18 protein-coding genes and 1 pseudogene are annotated in these 17762 nt (G+C 67.9%); 7 read left to right on the top strand and 12 right to left on the bottom strand.

The features are described from left to right. Positions 1-37 precede the first annotated feature (37 nt). A complete protein-coding gene (locus tag MNR00_RS07685) occupies positions 38-1636 on the bottom strand; it encodes an ABC-F family ATP-binding cassette domain-containing protein (RefSeq protein WP_241928561.1) in 1599 nt (532 codons plus the stop codon). Between the two features lie 151 nt (positions 1637-1787). Here MNR00_RS07685 and MNR00_RS07680 point away from each other — a divergent pair, with 151 nt between their 5' ends. The 4 genes and pseudogenes from MNR00_RS07680 to MNR00_RS07665 form a co-directional block, all read left to right on the top strand. Next, on the top strand, positions 1788-2480 hold the full coding sequence (locus MNR00_RS07680) for a DedA family protein (protein ID WP_241928560.1): 693 nt from the start codon (positions 1788-1790) through the stop codon (positions 2478-2480). A 5-nt stretch (positions 2481-2485) separates the two neighbouring features. Then, complete coding sequence (locus MNR00_RS07675; protein ID WP_241928559.1) at positions 2486-3760, top strand: histidine kinase; 1275 nt, start codon at positions 2486-2488, stop codon at positions 3758-3760. Beyond that, positions 3757-4428 carry a response regulator transcription factor gene (locus MNR00_RS07670; RefSeq protein WP_241928558.1) on the top strand — a complete coding sequence of 224 codons (672 nt, stop codon included), beginning with the start codon at positions 3757-3759 and terminating at the stop codon, positions 4426-4428. The genes MNR00_RS07675 and MNR00_RS07670 overlap by 4 nt, the downstream gene beginning before the upstream one ends. 96 nt (positions 4429-4524) lie before the next feature. Further along, positions 4525-5511 (top strand): annotated as a pseudogene (locus tag MNR00_RS07665) (acyltransferase); the annotation flags it as partial. Positions 5512-5725: 214 nt separating this feature from the next. On the opposite strand, the gene MNR00_RS07660 reads toward MNR00_RS07665, so the two are convergent. From MNR00_RS07660 to MNR00_RS07650, 3 genes are read right to left on the bottom strand one after another with little or no spacing between them, the layout of a single operon-like run. Further along, positions 5726-6322, bottom strand: a complete 597-nt coding sequence (locus tag MNR00_RS07660) for an energy-coupling factor transporter transmembrane protein EcfT (RefSeq protein ID WP_241928557.1) — start codon at positions 6320-6322, stop codon at positions 5726-5728. Next, positions 6319-6999 carry an ABC transporter ATP-binding protein gene (locus MNR00_RS07655; RefSeq protein WP_241928556.1) on the bottom strand — a complete coding sequence of 227 codons (681 nt, stop codon included), beginning with the start codon at positions 6997-6999 and terminating at the stop codon, positions 6319-6321. Before MNR00_RS07655 ends, MNR00_RS07660 begins: the two co-directional genes overlap by 4 nt. Continuing rightward, entirely contained in the window at positions 6996-7589 is a 594-nt protein-coding gene (locus tag MNR00_RS07650; protein ID WP_241928555.1) for a biotin transporter BioY, read from the bottom strand. The genes MNR00_RS07655 and MNR00_RS07650 overlap by 4 nt, the downstream gene beginning before the upstream one ends. 90 nt (positions 7590-7679) lie before the next feature. Here MNR00_RS07650 and MNR00_RS07645 point away from each other — a divergent pair, with 90 nt between their 5' ends. Then, complete coding sequence (locus tag MNR00_RS07645; RefSeq protein ID WP_241928554.1) at positions 7680-8225, top strand: TetR family transcriptional regulator; 546 nt, start codon at positions 7680-7682, stop codon at positions 8223-8225. Positions 8226-8258: 33 nt separating this feature from the next. Here MNR00_RS07645 and MNR00_RS07640 read toward each other — a convergent pair whose 3' ends face one another. From MNR00_RS07640 to sufB, 7 genes are read right to left on the bottom strand one after another with little or no spacing between them, the layout of a single operon-like run. Continuing rightward, a complete protein-coding gene (locus MNR00_RS07640; protein ID WP_241928553.1) occupies positions 8259-9653 on the bottom strand; it encodes an MFS transporter in 1395 nt (464 codons plus the stop codon). Further along, entirely contained in the window at positions 9650-10825 is a 1176-nt protein-coding gene (locus MNR00_RS07635; protein WP_241928552.1) for an aminotransferase class I/II-fold pyridoxal phosphate-dependent enzyme, read from the bottom strand. Before MNR00_RS07635 ends, MNR00_RS07640 begins: the two co-directional genes overlap by 4 nt. A 19-nt stretch (positions 10826-10844) precedes the next feature. Continuing rightward, the gene (locus tag MNR00_RS07630; RefSeq protein ID WP_241928551.1) at positions 10845-11174 is read right to left on the bottom strand and encodes a metal-sulfur cluster assembly factor; all 330 of its coding nucleotides are present in this window, start codon (positions 11172-11174) and stop codon (positions 10845-10847) included. Positions 11175-11183: 9 nt separating this feature from the next. Continuing rightward, the gene (gene sufC, locus MNR00_RS07625; protein WP_241928550.1) at positions 11184-11954 is read right to left on the bottom strand and encodes a Fe-S cluster assembly ATPase SufC; all 771 of its coding nucleotides are present in this window, start codon (positions 11952-11954) and stop codon (positions 11184-11186) included. Next, positions 11955-12281 (bottom strand): non-heme iron oxygenase ferredoxin subunit, encoded by a 327-nt coding sequence (locus tag MNR00_RS07620; RefSeq protein WP_241928549.1) that lies wholly within the window; start codon positions 12279-12281, stop codon positions 11955-11957. It abuts the gene before it with no gap. After that, positions 12278-13474: a Fe-S cluster assembly protein SufD gene (gene sufD / locus MNR00_RS07615; protein WP_241928548.1), complete on the bottom strand. Its 1197-nt coding sequence runs from the start codon at positions 13472-13474 to the stop codon at positions 12278-12280. The genes MNR00_RS07620 and sufD overlap by 4 nt, the downstream gene beginning before the upstream one ends. Beyond that, the gene (gene sufB, locus MNR00_RS07610) at positions 13474-14892 is read right to left on the bottom strand and encodes a Fe-S cluster assembly protein SufB (RefSeq protein WP_241928547.1); all 1419 of its coding nucleotides are present in this window, start codon (positions 14890-14892) and stop codon (positions 13474-13476) included. Before sufB ends, sufD begins: the two co-directional genes overlap by 1 nt. Before the next feature lie 237 nt (positions 14893-15129). Between sufB and MNR00_RS07605 the strand changes: the two genes are divergently transcribed. Beyond that, entirely contained in the window at positions 15130-16251 is a 1122-nt protein-coding gene (locus MNR00_RS07605) for a COX15/CtaA family protein (protein WP_241928546.1), read from the top strand. A gap of 73 nt (positions 16252-16324) precedes the next feature. Further along, positions 16325-16777, top strand: a complete 453-nt coding sequence (locus MNR00_RS07600) for a hypothetical protein (protein ID WP_241928545.1) — start codon at positions 16325-16327, stop codon at positions 16775-16777. 29 nt (positions 16778-16806) lie between these two features. On the opposite strand, the gene MNR00_RS07595 is transcribed toward MNR00_RS07600, so the two are convergent. Then, a complete protein-coding gene (locus MNR00_RS07595) occupies positions 16807-17727 on the bottom strand; it encodes a heme o synthase (protein WP_241928788.1) in 921 nt (306 codons plus the stop codon). Positions 17728-17762 lie beyond the last annotated feature (35 nt).

Genomic DNA, 17762 nt, shown 5'->3' with positions numbered 1-17762 from the left:
ACTCGTGTGAGAGGTAGGTGCGTTTACAGAACCTCGGCTATGCGAGCTCGATGAGGTCCTGGTACTCCTTGCTCCAGATGTCCTCGACGCCGTCGGGCAGGATCAGCACGCGCTCGGGGTTCAGCGATGCGACCGCACCGGGGTCGTGAGACACGAGCACTACAGCGCCCTCGTAGTGCGCCAGCGCGTCGAGGATCTCCTCACGAGATGCCGGATCGAGGTTGTTCGTGGGCTCATCGAGCAGCAGCATGTTCGCCGACGACACGACGAGCGTCGCGAGCGACAGACGGGTCTTCTCGCCGCCAGAGAGCACGCCCGCGGGCTTGAGCACGTCATCACCGGTGAACAGGAACGACCCGAGCACCCTTCGAGCCTCGGTCTCGGTGATGTGCGGCGCCGCGGACACCATGTTCTGCAGCACCGAACGGTCGACGTCCAGGTTCTCGTGCTCCTGCGCGTAGTAGCCGATCTTCAGGCCGTGCCCCGGCTCGAGCTGCCCGGTGTCGGGCTTGTCGACGCCGGCGAGCAGCCGCAGCAGCGTCGTCTTTCCGGCGCCGTTCAGCCCGAGCACGACGACCTTCGACCCGCGGTCGATCGCGAGGTCGACATCGGTGAAGATCTCCAGAGAGCCGTACGACTTCGACAGGCCGGATGCCATCAGCGGAGTCTTTCCGCAGGGTGCCGGCTTCGGGAAGCGCAGCTTCGCCACCTTGTCGACCTGGCGCACGTCATCGAGTCCGGCCAGCAGCTTCTCGGCGCGCGCGACCATCTGGTGCGCGGCCGCCGCCTTGGAGGCCTTCGCACCGAACCTGGCGGCCTGCATCTGCAGCTGCGTCGCCTTCTTCTCGGCGTTGGAGCGCTCCTTCTTGCGGCGCTCCTCGTCGGCCACCCGCTGACGCAGGTAGTTCTTCCAGTTCATGTTGTAGATGTCGATGTTCTGCCGGTTCGCATCCAGGTAGAACACCCGGTTGACGGTCTCGCCGACCAGCTCCACATCGTGGCTGATCACGATCAGGCCACCCTTGTAGCCCTTCAGGAACTCGCGCAGCCACACGACGCTGTCGGCGTCGAGGTGGTTGGTCGGCTCGTCGAGGATCATGGTGTCGGCGTCGGAGAACAGGATGCGCGCCAGCTCGATGCGGCGGCGCTGGCCGCCCGAGAGCGTGCTCAGGGGCTGATCGAGAATGCGGTCTGGCAGCGAGAGGTTGTTCGCGATCGACGCCGCTTCGGCCTCGGCCGCGTATCCGCCGAGTCCTTCGAAGCGCTCGGTGGCGTTGGCGAACTTGCGCATCGCCCGCTCGGCGATCTTCGGATCATCCGACGCCATGTCGTGCGATGCCTGCGACATCGTCAGCTGGATCGACCCGAGGCCTCGGGCGTCGAGGATGCGCGTTCGCGCGAGCATCTCGGGGTCGCCGGTGCGCGGGTCCTGCGGCAGGTAGCCCAGTTCACCGGAGCGGGTGACCTTGCCATCGGAGGCGAGAAGGTCGCCTGCGAGCACCTTGGTCAACGTGGTCTTGCCGGCGCCGTTGCGGCCGACGAGCCCGATCTTGTCGCCAGCGGCGACGCGGAACGACACGTCGGACATGAGCACGCGGGCTCCGACGCGGATCTCGAGTTCGTGCACGGCAAGCACAGCGGAAAGTCCGTTCGTTGAGGTGGAGGGCGGTCGATGGACCAGCCTCCCAGTATATCCGGCGCGGCACGCGCAGAATCACCCCAGAGAGTGATGCGGATGCTACTGCAGACCGATGTGTCCCCCTGCGCCTCGAACGTAGCGTGCTGGAGTGGACCTGATCAACGAGCTCATCCTGCAGGCGGTGGCATCACCGTGGCTGTACATCGTCCTGTTCGCGGTGACGGTCATCGACGGCTTCTTCCCACCCGTGCCGAGCGAGACAGTGCTGGTCGCGGCTGCCGCAGTGTTGACCATGTCGAACTGGCCGGCGGTGCTGCTGATGTGCGTGATCGCCGCCGTAGCGGCAGCGCTTGGCGACAACATCGCATTCCTCATCGGCCGCCGAGTTGGCACAGCGCGATTCCGCTGGATGCGCAGACCGCGGGTGGCGGCGACGTTCGCCTACGCGCGGCGCACGCTGGACCGCTCGGGCGCCGCACTCATCCTCGGCGCCAGGTACGTTCCGGTCGGGCGTGTGGCGGTGAACATGGCGGCAGGCGCAAGTGGCTTCTCGTGGCGGCGGTTCGCGCCGCTGTCTGTGCTGTCCGGACTGTGCTGGAGCATCTTCAGCGTGTCGGTGGGACTGCTTGCAGGTTCCTGGGCACAGGAGCAGCCCCTGCTGGCGGCTGTGATCGGCATCGTGATCGCCCTGCTCATCGGCATCGTCGTCGATCGCGCCGCCGCCCTGCGTCGTCGGATCCTCGCTCGTCGCAGCGCCGCGAACGCGGACCCCGATGACGAGCTCTGGGCGGACCGCGCCGTGCCGGAGCCGCAGGATGACACTGTGCGGCTGGCAGGATGACGGGTATGCCCCGTCGCCTTCGCATGCCGACACGTCGGCAGATCGTCCTCCTCACGATCGCCGCGGCCTGCGTGACGCTGTTCTCGGTGCTGGTGCCGCTGCAGACCTCGGTGTACGGCACGGCGGTCGCCCTGTCGTTCCTGCTCGCTGCCGCACTGTGCGGTGCTCCCCTGCTGATGCTCACCCATCCCCGTCTGGCGACGGGGGCGAGCGCGCTGGCCATGGTCCTGCTGGGTCTGCTGGTCTCGCCGACAGTCGCCGAGCACGCGCCATGGCCGTGGTCGGTGCCGGCGATGCTGGCCTTCCTGCTCATCGTCGGTGTCGCCACCGTCGTGCACGGCCCGAAGCACGGCGCCATACCCCTCGGGCTCGGCCTGGCCGGCTCGCTGATCGTGGTGATGCTGCGCCCAGACGTCATCGGGGATGCGGATGCCGCGGCCGCGATCTCCGCTGACCTCATCGTGGGCGCCTCCCTCACCATCGGCGTGTATGTCATCTCGCTGCTGCTGGCCGGCCGCATGCGCGTCGGCGCCGAACTCGACCGGGAGCGCGCGGTGTCGGCGGCCGAGCAGGAGCGGAGGCTGCTCATCGAGGAGCGCACCCGCATCGCCCGTGACCTGCACGACGTCGTGGCGCACAGCATGTCGGTGATCCAGGTGCAGGCGGCGACAGCCCGCTACCGGGTCGACGGACTCTCTGACGAGGCCGCGGCGGAGTTCGACAGCATCGCCGCGACAGCGCGCACATCGCTCACCGAGATGCGCAGGCTGCTTGGCGTCCTGCGCACCGAGGACGGCGCGGCAGAGCTCGCGCCGCAGCAGGGACTCGCCGATATCCCAGCGCTGATCGACAGCATCCGACGGTCCGGTGCGGAGGTGGCGCTCGAGCAGCGGACCGATGCGTCGGAGGTTCCGATGGCGGTCGACCTCGCCGCGTTCCGGATCGTGCAGGAGGCGCTGAGCAATGCGCTGCGTCACTCCCCCGGCGCACCGATCGCCGTTTCGCTGGACGCAGACGATCGCGCCGTGCGCGTCCGCGTCCGCAATGCCGCGACGACCGCTCCACAGGCTGCGCCGACCCAGGCGCGTTCCGAACCCGGTCACGGACTGCGCGGCATGCGCGAGCGCGCGGCGATGCTCAGCGGCTCGGTGCAGGCATCCGCGACAGCCGACGGCGGCTGGCTCGTCGATGCCCGACTGCCCTTCGAGACGTCCGACTCCCCCGACACGCCTGACACTCCCGACACCCCTGACACTCCCGAAACCAAGGAGGCCCCGTGACCATCCGCGTTCTCATCGCCGACGACCAGGGCATGGTGCGCGCAGGCTTCGCCGCGCTGCTCGACGCCCACGACGGCATCGAGGTGGCCGGTCAAGCGGCGAACGGCGCCGAGGCGGTGGCGATGGCCGCGCGGCTCGAACCCGACGTGGTGCTGATGGACGTGCGGATGCCCGAACTCGACGGGATCGCGGCGACGCGCCGCATCCTCGGACCGAGCTTTCCGGCAGCCCGCGTACCGCGCATCCTGATGCTCACGACGTTCGACATCGACGACTACGTGTACGACGCTCTGGAAGCGGGTGCCAGCGGCTTCCTGCTCAAGGATGCGCTACCGGAGGAACTCGTGCAGGCAGTGCGCGTCATCGCCGCCGGGGATGCGCTGCTGGCGCCGAGCGTCACGCGTCGGATGATCGAGCACTTCAGCGCACGGCGCCCGCGGCCGGCCACTGCGAAGCCCGCACTCGCCGAGCTGACGGACCGGGAGCGCGAGGTGCTGGCGCTGATCGGACGCGGGCGATCGAACTCCGAGATCGCGGCCGAGCTCTTCATCGCCGAGCAGACGGTGAAGACGCACGTCGGCAAGGTGTTCCAGAAACTCGCATTGCGTGACCGTGTGCAGGCGGTGATCCTCGCGTACGACGCGGGTCTGGTCGAGCCCGCCGGCTGACTGGCTCCGCGGTATGAGGCAGCGCGGTCCCACCGGGTGATGTGCAGGCCGGCACCGCGTCCATAGCCTTCTGGCGACACCGACCAGGAGGCCTCCATGCCCGCCATCTCTACCGGCCGCGACAGCGCGGTCGATCTCATCCGCGCACTGTGCGTGCTGTGCGTGATCGCGCTGCATGCGCTGATGGTGGGAGTCACCGTCACCGCCGAGGGCCCCGTGTTCGAGAACGCCGGGGAGAGCGGCTGGTGGCTGACTCCGGTCAGCTGGCTGCTGCAGGTGATGCCGCTGTTCTTCGTGATCGGCGGGTTCGCCGGGATCACCGCACTCCGGCGCAGCGGCACGACCTCCGCCGGCTTCGCGGTCGAACGCCTGCACCGCCTGCTGCTCCCTGCCACGGTGGTCGTCGGCACGGTGGGCGTGCTGCTGTTCGTGCTCAATCAGGCGGGCGTGCCCGCTGAGCTGGTGGACATCGCCGGGTACCGTTTCGGGCAGCCACTGTGGTTCCTCGGCGTGTTCCTGCTGTGCCAGGCACTGCTGCCCGCGCTGGCGCGCCTGCACGAGCGGCATCCGATCGCCACCTTGACTGGCCTTGCTGTGATATCCGTCGTGGTGGACGTCGCCCGCATCATCACGGGTGCGGATGCCATCGGCTTCATCAATCTCGCCTTCGTCTGGCTGACGCTGCAGCAACTCGGGTTCTTCCTCGCGGATGGCCGCATCGACGCCCTCAGCCGACGCGTCAGAATCGCCGGTGCCATCGGCTCTGCGGCATTGCTGGCGGCATCGTTCGCCCTCGGTGTGCACTCACCCGATCTGATCGCGAACCTCAATCCGCCCACCACAGCCCTGCTGCTGGTCGGGGTCGCCCACACCGCGCTGTTCTCGCTGTTCCGCACCCGCATCGCCGCTTTCGCCGACCGTGCACGACCGGCGGCCTTCACGGCATTCGTGTCGCGCCGCACGATGACCGTCTACCTGTGGCACATGCCGGTGCTGCTGCTGCTCGCCGGGCTCCTCGCCTTGTTCGCGTGGTCGACCGGGGCGGTGCTGCCGGCGCCGGGGAGCGCCGAGTGGTGGCAGACGCGACCGCTCTGGCTCGCCGTCGCCCTCGGTCTCACCGCGCTGCTGAGCCTTCCGCTCACGCGGATCGAGGCGAAGCGCCCGCCGACAGGAAACGGGCCGCGGTCATATGCCGCCCTCAGAATACTGCTCGCCCAGGTCGGTGTGCTGGTGCTGCTGGCAGCCGGTGCGTCGCCGCTCACCGCCGCCATCGCGACCGTCTTGTGGATCGTCGCGCTCAGCGGGCGAGCCCACGCGCCGCAAGAGCATCGCCGACGTCGTCCGCATGTTTCATCGTCAGCACCAGCAGCGGCAAGGCGACTCGCGGTCCCAGCCGCACGCCGCGGGCGCGCTGGGCGTCGCGCACCTGCTGCGCGAATCCGACCAGTACTGGGATCATCGCGATCGTCAGTGAGATCGCCAGCGCCGCCGTCGCAGGCTCCACGCCGATGAACCGCAGGGGGCGCAGCACCCGCTGCAGCACATCGAGCAGGTCACCCATTCGAGTGGTGCGCGTGATCAGCTCGGCCAGCAGGATCAGCGCCACCACCCGTCCGGTGTTCTGCACCGCATCCTCGGCGCTGACGAACAGCCACAGCGCCCCACCCAGCACGAGCACCAGCCAGCGCAGTCGCCACCAGGCCAGCGCCAGCGCCCGCCAGCCGAGCCCGCACAGCGGATACAGCGCCGAGACGACGGCAAGCAGCACGGCGGTGCCGATCAGGCCGAGCGGAAGCAGCGAGACGAGCAGAGCCACGATGGCCAGCCCCAGCAGCTTCGCGCCCGCCGGCATCCGATGCAGGATGCCGGTGCCCGGTCGGTACAGCGAGATCATGCCGGCATCCGCCGGTAGCGTTCGATGACCTCGGCGGGATCGCCGACCGCGTGCACCGTGCCGCCCGCGAACAGCACGACCTCATCGCACCGGGCGGCGAGCTCGAGGTCGTGTGTCACGAGGACGACCGGCGCGTCGAGCCCAAGCAGCAGATCGCCGATCCTGCGGGAGTTGTGCAGGTCGAGCAGCGTGGTCGGCTCATCAGCCACGACGAGGTCCGGCTCAGTCGCGAGCACGGCGGCGATTGCGAGCAGCTGCCGCTGCCCGCCGGACAGATCGGATGCCGGCTGATCGCCACGCCCCTGCAGGCCGTACTGGTCGAGCAGCTGCTCGATCCGGGCCGCCCGGTCCTGCTTCGGCACCGCGCCCAGCGAAAGGGCGAGGTCCTCGGCCGGCGTCGGCATGAGGATCTGCGCCTCGGGGTTGGTGAAGACGAATCCCACCCTGGAGCGCAGCTTCGCAGCATCCGACCTCGGATCAAGGCCGAGCACCCGCATCGACCCGGCCGTCGGCAGGCGCAGCGCGTTCAGCATTCGCGCGAAGGTCGACTTGCCTGAGCCGTTGGCACCGATCACCGCGGTGCGTCGAGCGGTGATGCGCAGCGACACGTCGTGCAGGATTCGCGCACCGTCGACGGTGTATTCCACGCCATCGAGCACGATCTGAGGCTCGGTCACTGCGCGATCGAGGCCGCCGGGGTCGCGGAGCGGGTCACGGCCTCGGGGAAGGCCCGCGGGTAGGCACGGCGCAGCGCCACGGCGAGCACCGTGGCGATGGCGGCCTTGATCAGATCGCCCGGCAGGAACGCGAGGCTGGAGAGCGCCGTGAGATCCAGCGGAACTCCCGTCACCCATGCCTGCACCGGGATGCCGAAGAGGTAGACCACGAGGATGCCGCCGACGATCGTGGCGAGCCCTGCCCGCCACCAGGTGAACCGCCCGCTGTGTGCGATGGCGCCGATCACGATCGATCCGACGACCCAGCCCAGCATGTATCCGGCAGTCGGGCCCACAAAGACGCCGAGTCCGCCTCGGCCGCCGGCGAGCACCGGAAGGCCGATGGCCGCGAGAGCGAGCACGATAAGGATCGCCAGCGGCGCGCGGCGCGCCCCCAGCACGAGGCCTGCGAGCATGACGCCGAGCGTCTGCCCGGTGATCGGAACGCCGCTGGGCAGCGGCACCAGCACTGTGCCGAGCACGACGATGAGCGCCGCGAAGAGGGCGATGCGGGCGAGGTCTGCGCTGAGCGGGCGACGTGAGTCAGCCATGGGGGTCCTTTCGTGGACGAGTCCGGGGGATCGGAACCGGCGCTACCTGAACACCGTTCACCTGAACGGTGTTCACTATATACTGCTCGCATGGCTCCTTCACGTCACGATCGTCACAGTGTGATCGACTGCGCATTGCGACTGCTCGATGACGTCGGCCTTCCCGACCTGTCCATGCGCAGGATCGCGACCGAGCTCGAGGTGCAGCCAAGCGCGCTGTATTGGCATTTTCCCAACAAGCAGGTCCTGTTGGCGGGCGTCGCCGATCGCATCCTGGCCGCGGTTCCAGAGCCGGACTCCTCCGCCGATCCGATGCGCGTGGCGCATGCAGTGCTCGACGCCCTGCTGACCTATCGCGACGGTGCGGAGGTGGTCATGAGCACCTACGCGCTGCGTCTGGGCACGCCGCGCGCCCAGCGGGCGCTCTCGGCCGCGCTGGGTGCACTGCCCGATCACGACGTGCGTGCGGACGCCGCGTTCGAGTTCATCCTCGGGCACGCGACGCTGCTGCAGCAGCGCATGCATGCGCAGAGCATCGGCGCGGTGGAATCGGATGCTGATGATCCGACGGTCCACTCGGATGCGGTGTTCGACGCTGGAATCAGCGCTCTCGCCGGGATCGGTGCAACGCGGTAGCACCCACGCCGGTGCGCACGACCGCGGTCGATGTCAGCGTCGCCCTGCACCCATCCGCAGACCCGGCACCAGCGCGAGCAGCAGCAGCACCGCAGCGACCAGGTACACGGTCACGAATCCGGAGCCGAGCAGCGGCAGCGCGATGAAGCCGAGGCCGGCGATCGCGACGGCGAGTGCCGAGCCGGTGGCGTCCGAGATCGACAGCGCCGAGGAGTTGAAGCCCTCATTGCGGGGCGTCGAGTACGCGAGCGTGAGCACGGTGAGCCAGGGGTAGAGCAGCCCCATCCCCGCCCCCGCGAAGCCCCAGCCGATCACGATCAACCACGGCGCGCGCCAGACGGCGATGACGAGCAGCACGCAGACGAGTGCGACCATCACGAGCGTGAAGGTGATGAGCATGATCCGCCTGCTGCCCAGGCGATCGCCGTAGCGACCCTGCACGGCCGACGCCCCCGACCAGCCGAGGGCGGAGACGGTGAGGGCGAGCCCCGCGATCGAGGGCGTGAACCCGTAATCGTCCATCAGCAGCTTGGGAATGAACGCCTCGGCGGCGAAGAACGCGCCGGCGATCAGTCCCCGCGTGAGCACCACACTCGGCAGGCCGGGGGCCGCCCGCAGTGTGCCCTTCGGCACCAGCGGAAGCAGAGCGATGCCGATCACCGCGGTTCCGGCCACGGCGAGCGGGCCGCCGGCGACCGGAGGCAGATCCGCCGCGACCCCGACGCCGACCGCGCACACCGCGACGACCACGGCCAGCAGCATGCGCGTGGCGAAGCGGGTGCCTGCTCCCCCGCCGTCGCCGGCCGCATCGGGAGGCGCCGGTGTGCCATCGGCATCGCTGTCGAGTGAGACATCGCTCAGTCGCTGCATCACCAGCAGGAACGCCGCGACGATCAGCACCGCCACGCCGAGGAACGTCCACCGCCAGTGCAGGAACTCCGTGACGACCCCGGCGAGGAACGGCCCGATCATCGACGGCACCACCCAGGCCGCGGCGTACGCCGCGAAGATCCGTCCGTGCAGGTGCGATGGATACACCCTGGCGACGACGACGTAGAGGGCGACCGTCTGGCCGCCGACACCGAGCCCCTGGATCAGCCGACCGAGGATGAAGGTGTACATGTCGGGAGCGAGCCCCGAGACCAGCAGACCGACGGCGAACAGCGCCACCGCCGTGTACAGCGGCGCGCGCGGTCCGCTGCGATCACTCCAGGTGCCGGCGGCGACCATGCCGATGACGCTCGTGGCCAGTGTCCCTGAGAAGGCGAGGCCGTACAGGGCCTCACCGTGCAGATCGGCGCTGACGACAGGCATGACCGTGGTCACCGCCAGCGCTTCGATCGCCGCGAGGAAGATCAGGACGACCGATCCGATGGTGATGCCGAGTCTGGTGCGGTCCCAGATCGTCTCGGATGCCCCGGCGCTCACTCCGTTGACTCGGCGTGCGCAGTGCGCAGCGCGGCGATGCGCGCGACCGCTTGGGTGATGATCTCGGGGCTGGTCCCGAAGTTCAGGCGAACATGCCCGGCGCCTTCGGCCCCGAAGGCCGGGCCGAAATGCAGCGCGACCTTCGCGTCGCGCAAGATTCGCCGCGACGGGTTCTCGCCCCAGCCGAGATCGCTGAAGTCGATCCAGGCCAGGTAGCCGGCCGCGGGCATCCGATATCGCGTTCCCGGAAGGTGCACCGCGAGAAGATCCGCAAGCAGTCGCCTGTTCGCATCCAGCGTCAGCAGCAGTCCGTCGAGCCACTCGTCGCTCTCGGGTGCGAACGCGGCGACAGCCGCGAGCATGCCGAACTGCCCGGTGCGCCATTCGACCTCGACCGGCAGATCCCGCAGCACGTGCTGGGCCTGGGCGCTCGCCCCGACCATCAGCGCGCACTTCAGACCCGCCAGGTTGAAGGCCTTGCTGGCGCTCACCACCGCGAAGCCGACCTGTTCCGCGGCGGTGCCGGCCGACAGGAAGGGCGTGAAGCGCGCATCCGGCTGCGTCAGCGGCGCGTGGATCTCGTCGGACACGACCGTCGCGCCGTACTGCGCCGCAAGCTCTGCCAGTGCCCGCAGCGACTCGGCTGAGTGCACTGTTCCGGTCGGATTGTGCGGGTTGCACAGCAGCACCGCTCTGGCGCCGGACTGCAGCGCCGCGGCGATGCCGTCGAGGTCGAGCTGCCAGCCTTCGCCGGTGTCGCGCAGCGGCACTCGCACCGGCACGCCACCCGCCTCGTCCACCAGGTCGAAGAACGGCGGGTACACCGGCGGGTTCACGATGACACCGTCGCCGGGGGCGATCACCCTGCGCAGGATCTCGACGATCCCCATGCTGACGTCAGCGGTGCTGCGCATGCCAGCAGGGTCGGGCCGCCAGCCGAAGCGCCGCTCCGCGAACGCAGCGTAGGCGGACGCGAGCGGCGTGTGCGACGCCACGTACCCGGTGTCGCCGTCGCGCACGGCGCGCTCGAGAGCATGAGTGATGGCCGGCGCGAGCGGGAAGTCGGTCTCAGCGACGAAGAGCGGGAGCACCTCTTCGGGGTACTCCCGCCACTTCTCGCTGGTCCGCTGCCGAAGCTCCGCCAGGGTCAGAGCCGTGACAGCAACGGCCATCGTGTCCTCCGGGCTGGTGTCAGATGGCGAAACCGAGAGCGCGCATCATGTCGCGCCCGTCGTCGGTGATGCGCTCTGGGCCCCACGGCGGCATCCACACCCAGTTGATGCGGAACTGCTGCACGACCTCGTCGAGTGCCTGCGCGGTCTGCTCTTCGAGCACGTCGGTCAGCGGGCATCCGGCGCTGGTCAGCGTCATGTGGATCACCAGCGCGTCGTTGTCATCGTCCCACGAGAGGTCGTAGATCAGTCCGAGGTCGACGACATTGATCCCGAGCTCGGGATCCATGACGTCCTTCAGAGCCTCGGTGACCTCGTCGAACTTCTCGGGTGTGAGCGTCGCGGTCATGCCCTCAGCCTACGCTTCGATCGGGGCTGCAGGGTCGATGAAGCGGTCGTAGCCCTCTTCCTCGAGACGGTCTGCCAGCTCGGCGCCGCCCTCTTCGACGATCTTGCCCGCGACGATCACGTGCACGAACTGCGGACGGATGTACCGCAGGATGCGCGTGTAGTGCGTGATCAGCAGCACACCGAGGTTGGTGGCCTCCTTGGCGCGGTTGACGCCCTCCGAGACGATCTTCAGCGCGTCGACGTCGAGGCCGGAGTCGGTCTCGTCGAGCACGGCGAACTTCGGCTTGAGCACCTCGAGCTGCATGATCTCGTGGCGCTTCTTCTCGCCACCGGAGAAGCCCTCGTTGACGTTGCGCTGAGCGAACTTCGGGTCCATGCGCAGGTTCGTCATAGCGCCCTTGACGTCCTTCGTCCACTGCCGGATCGAGGGTGCTTCGCCGTCGATCGCGGTCTTCGCGGTGCGCAGGAAGTTCGTGACGGTGACGCCGGGGATCTCCACCGGGTACTGCATCGCCAGGAACAGGCCGGCGCGGGCGCGCTCGTCGACGGACATGGACAGCACGTCCTGGCCGTCGAACGTGATGGTGCCCTGCGTGACGGTGTACTTCGGGTGACCGGCGATCGTGTAGGCCAGGGTCGACTTGCCCGAGCCGTTGGGGCCCATGATGGCGTGCGTCTCACCGGTGTTGATGGTGAGGTCGATCCCGTTGAGGATCGGCGTCGTGCCCTGATCGGTCTCGACCGTTACGTGCAGGTCGCGGATCTCGAGAACAGACATTCAGACTTCCTTAATGACAGTGGGGTCGATGAGCACATCGTCGCCGTCGATCGTGACGACGTAGACGGGGACGGGCTCGTAGGCGGGGAGGTTGAGGGGCTGGCCGGTCTCGAGCGAGAACGCCGAGCCGTGCGCCCAGCATTCCAGCGTCTTGCCTTCGACGAAGCCCTCTGCGAGCGAGATGTCGCCGTGGGTGCAGCGGTCGCCGATCGCGTGGATCTCGTCATCCGCGTCCTTCACGATCGCGATGGCGACACCGTCGATCTCGACACGCAGCGGAGAATCCTGCTCGAGCTCGCTGGCGCTGCATGCGCGCTGCGCGCTCATGCATCCACCGCCGCGATCTCGGCTTCGACCGCGGCAAGCAGCTCGTCCTGCAGCGATGGGATGCCGATGCGCTGGATGACCTCGACGAGGAAGCCGAGCACGACAAGGCGGCGGGCCTCTTCTTCGGTGATGCCTCGAGCCTGCAGGTAGAACAGCTGCTCGTCGTCGAAGCGCCCCGTGGCGCTGGCATGGCCGGCGCCGGCGATGTCGCCGGTCTGGATCTCGAGGTTCGGGATCGAGTCCGCGCGGGCGCCCTCGGTGAGCACCAGGTTGCGGTTGGCCTCGTACGAATCGGTGCCGGTGGCATCCGGTCCGATCAGCACGTCGCCGATCCACACGCTGTGCGCGCTGGCACCGTTGAGCGCGCCCTTGTAGAGAACGTCGCCGGTGGTGTGCGCACCCTTGTGGTGCAGGTAGACCTGGCTCTCGAAGTGCTGTCCGGAGTCAGCGAACGACAGGCCGTACAGGTAGCCGTGCGAGCCGGTGCCCGCAAGCTCGACGTTCGGGTTCACTCGCACGATGCCGCCGCCGAGGCTGACGACGATGTGGGTGAACTCCGCGTCGCGGTCCACCCGCGCCTGGTGGGCGGACGCGTGGATCGCGTCGTCCTCCCACTGCTGCAGAGTGACGAGCTTGAGCTTCGCGCCGTCTCGGACGATGATCTCGACGTTCTGCGCATACTGCGCGGTGCCGGTGTGCCGCAGCACGACGGTCGCGACGCTGTGGCGCCCTGCCTCGATCACGAGATGGGCGTCGGCGCGGCCGCCGTTGCCGTCGATCTGCACGACGATCGGCTCCGCGACCTCTTCATCACTGGGGATGCTGAGGTGCATGGCATCCGACGATCCCTGCCACGCCACGGCGGAGACGACATCCTCGGGGACGAAGAACTCGCCACGCGGCGCCGCACCGTGCGCGAGAGCCGGGCGGATGTACTGGTCGTGGCTGACCGTGTAGGTGACGCCGTCGCTCGCGCCGCCCGTCTCGAACAGCGACTTCAGCTGCGCGACGGGGGTGTGCTTCCAGTTGACCTCGCGGCCGGTGGGAGCTCCGAAGTCGTCGGGGTCGAAGGACCGCGGCCGCTCAGAGCGGGTCTGCACCGGCACGAAGCCGGCATCGGCGACCTGTGCGGCGGGGTCGATGTGCGCGTTCGTCTGCGGCGCCAGCTCGGGCGCCTGTGTGGGGGCCGTCATCAGCCGACCGATCCTTCCATGCCCATCTCGATGAGCTTGTTCAGTTCCATCGCGTATTCCATCGGCAGCTCGCGTGCGATCGGCTCGATGAACCCGCGCACGATCATGGCCATGGCCTCGGTCTCGGCGATGCCGCGCGACTGCAGGTAGAAGAGCTGCTCGGCGCTGACCTTCGAGACGGTGGCCTCGTGACCCAGCTGCACGTCGTCGACGCGGATGTCGATCGACGGATACGTGTCGGAGCGGGACTGGGTGTCGACCAGCAGCGCGTCGCAGACCACCGAGTTGGCGGAGTGGTGCGCGGACGGATCCACACGGACCTCGCCGCGGTAGGCGGAGCGGCCACCGCCACGGGCGATCGACTTCGAGACGATCGACGACTGCGTGTACGGCGCCATGTGCACCATCTTCGCGCCGGCATCCTGGTGCTGACCCGGACCCGCGAAGGCCACCGACAGGGTCTCGCCCTTGGCGCGCTCGCCCATCAGGTAGATCGACGGGTACTTCATCGTCACTTTGGAGCCGATGTTGCCGTCGACCCACTCCATGGTCGCGCCCTCGTGCGCCACGGCGCGCTTGGTGACCAGGTTGTAGACGTTGTTCGACCAGTTCTGGATCGTCGTGTAGCGAACGCGGGCGTTCTTCTTCACGATGATCTCGACTACTGCCGAGTGCAGCGAGTCGGACTTGTAGATCGGCGCCGTGCAGCCCTCGATGTAGTGCACGTAGCTGTCTTCGTCGGCGATGATCAGGGTCCGCTCGAACTGGCCCATGTTCTCGGTGTTGATGCGGAAGTACGCCTGCAGCGGGATCTCGACGTGCACGCCCTTGGGCACGTACACGAACGATCCGCCCGACCACACAGCCGTGTTCAGTGCGGCGAACTTGTTGTCGCCAGGGGGGATGACAGTGCCGAAGTACTCCTCGAAGAACTCCGGGTGCTCACGCAGCGCAGTGTCGGTGTCCATGAAGATGACACCCTGCTCCTCGAGGTCCTCGCGGATCTGGTGGTACACCACCTCGGACTCGTACTGCGCAGCGACGCCGGCGACGAGGCGCTGGCGCTCGGCCTCGGGGATGCCCAGTCGCTCATAGGTGTTCTTGATGTCATCGGGAAGGTCTTCCCACGACTGCGCCTGCTTCTCGGTGGAGCGGACGAAGTACTTGATGTGATCGAAGTCGATTCCGCTGAGGTCGGCGCCCCACGTCGGCATCGGCTTGCGACCGAAAAGCTGATAGCCCTTCAGTCGGGTCTTCAGCATCCACTCGGGTTCGCTCTTCAGACCCGAGATATCGCGCACGACCGCCTCGGAGATGCCTCGCCGGGCGCTGGCGCCGGCCGCATCGGGGTCGTGCCAGCCGAACTCGTACACCCCCAGACCATCAAGTTCCGGGCGGTCGATCAGCACATCCGACATGACTCACTCTCCTCAACATGGGCCCAGACGGTGTCATCCGCCCCGGCATACCTGATCTCCGTCGAGTGTGCAGAGATCGGATGCCGCTGATGGGCCCTCATCCTGGCGCGCAACACGCGCCTAAACTGTCAGTGGTGGACGACGCACTGCGCGCGCCCGTCACAACAATCCGATTCTACAGGTTCCCCCTGGCAGACGGGCCGAGCCCGTTGCGTCCCATGGCGAACCGGAGGCTCCATGACTGACATCGTCGCGCCCGAGACGACTTCCGCTCCCACTGGCTGGCGAGACCGCTTCTTCGCCTGGATGCCCACCGAGGTCGATGCGCGCGTTCGCGTGTTCGCGTGGCTTTCGTTCATCTTCGAGGTGTTCATCATCGGCACAGGCGGCGCTGTGCGCCTGACCGGGTCGGGCCTCGGATGCTCGGAATGGCCGCTCTGCACGCCGGAATCCCTCGTGCCGACGCCCGAACAGGGCATCCACGGCATCATCGAGTTCGGCAATCGCACGATCACGGGTGTCGTCGGCATCCTCGCGATCGTCGTGCTGCTGTTCACGCTGCACATCATCGGCGGTCGCCTGGCTTTCAACACCGCGCTGAAGTTCGCCGGCATCGGCCTCGGAGCCGCTGTGATCGTCTTCGTGATCGCGAAGCTGACCGGGGCAGAGCCCTTCCCCTTCGCCTCGGCCGCTCTCCTGCTGGTGACGATCGTCGCCGCCATGCAGTCGCTTCGGACGATCTCGGGCCGCAAGGATCTGCCGACCCTGGCGTGGATCGCGCTGATCGGCGTCATCGCGCAGGCGTTCGTCGGCGGCATCACCGTGCTCACCGGACTCAACCCGTTCATCGTCGGCTTCCACTACGTCGCCTCGCTCGCGCTGGTGTGCGTGACCGCCGCGTATCTGGTGCGGATGCACGAAGTTCCGGGACCCCGTGAGCGCGCCGTTCCGAAGTGGTTCGCGATCCTCACGCATGTCACGGGCCTCGCGCTCGTGCTGACGATCACCTTCGGCGTGCTGACCACCGGATCCGGCCCGCACTCGGGCGATGCGAACGTGATCCGCGACGGCTTCGACGCCTCTGTGCTCGCCCACGTGCACTCCTGGCCGGGCTACATCCTCACCGGCCTGGTCCTGGTGCTGGCGGCATCGGCGTGGATCCTGCGTCTGCCGGTTCGCAACTGGCTTCTCGTGCTGATCGTCGCCATCGGCGCGCAGGTGCTGATCGGGGTCTGGCAGGCGCGCGACGGTCTTCCGGCGCTGCTGGTCGGCATCCACATGGTGCTTGCTGCCCTCGCCGCCGCCACGTACACCGTGGTCGTCCTGAAGATGAAGCGGAGCACTCCCAGCGCCGAGTGAAGTCTCTACTCACTCAGCCCACGCATAGCGCGCACACGTGTGACGCACCAGCAGGTCGGTCAGGCTGGGCGGCATGAAGAACACCAACGCACTCACGCGGAGTACACCGTTCTGGCTCCTGCTCCTCATGTCGCTCGGCCTCACCGGAATCGGCGGATGGCTCGTCACGAACCAGGTGACGTCCATGACGAGTCGCTTGCTCGACGGCACGGCGACCAACGTCGATGTGTACGTCGGTCAGGCCATGGTCGTCTTCGGTGCCGCACTTCTCGGTGCGGGTCTGCTCGGCATCCTGCTCTCGCTCGTGCTGGGCGCCGTGAAGGCGCTGCTGCCCGCCAAGGCCGGCGCAGCGGGCTCCGCCGCGCTGCCCGACGTGCAGGCGGACGAGGTCGATGCGACCGAATTCACCGCACCAGAGACCACGACGCCGGTCGAAGATTCCGAGAAGTCGGATGCTGACGCCGCCGAGGAGTCGGATGCTGACGCATCCGATCCTGCGGAGCGTGAGCCCTCGATCACTCGCTGATCAGCGTGTGATCAGCGCGATCGACCCGCTCAGAACGGAAGCAGCGGGTCGATCGCGACCGACACGAACAGCAGGGTGAGGTACGTGATCGAGGCGTGGAACACGCGCATCGGACGAGCCTCGCCGCCGTGCACGGCACGGTTGTAGAGGCGGTGCGACTCATAGATGAACCAGCCGCCGAAGACCAGCGCCGAGACGGTGTAGACCAGGCCCATGTGCGCCACCGGCACGAGCAGCAGCGAGCAGGCGACGGTCGCCCACGCGTAGAGGATGATCTGCAGGCCGACCTGCGAAGCACCGCGGGTCACGCCGAGCATCGGCACATCGACGTCGTCGTAGTCGTCCTTGTACTTCATCGACAGCGGCCAGTAGTGCGGCGGGGTCCACAGGAAGATCAGCACGAACAGCACGAACGGCGGCCACGCGAGCGATCCGGTGACGGCGGTCCAGCCGATCAGCACCGGGAAGCAGCCGGCGATGCCACCCCAGATGATGTTCTGCTCGGTGCGCCGCTTGAGGATCATCGTGTAGATCACGACGTAGAAGAAGATGGCCGTCACCGAGAGCGCTGCCGTCAGCCAGTTGGTCGTCAGATACAGCCAGATCGTCGAGATGACGGCGAGCGTCCACGAGAAGACCAGCGCACCCCGCGGCGAGACCTCACCGGTCACGAGCGGACGATTGACCGTGCGCTTCATGTGCACGTCGATGTCGCGGTCGAGGTACATGTTGAACGAGGCGGCGGATGCTGCGCTCATCGCTCCGCCGATGACAGTGGCGAGCACGAGCCAGAGGTTCGGCAGTCCACCGGCGGCGAGGAACATGACCGGAACGGTGGAGACGAGCAGCAGCTCCATCACCCTTGGCTTCGTGAGAGCGATGTAACCGCGGATCTTCTGGCCGACCGAGTGTGTGGTCCCGGTGGTCTGCGATGTCGTCGAGATCGCGATCGCCTCCTTCTGCGTGCGTAGGCAAACTCTCTTCA

Origin of the sequence: Microbacterium sp. H1-D42 (assembly GCF_022637555.1) — a bacterium.
GTDB lineage: Bacteria > Actinomycetota > Actinomycetes > Actinomycetales > Microbacteriaceae > Microbacterium.
This window is presented reverse-complemented; position numbering and strand designations above follow the sequence as displayed.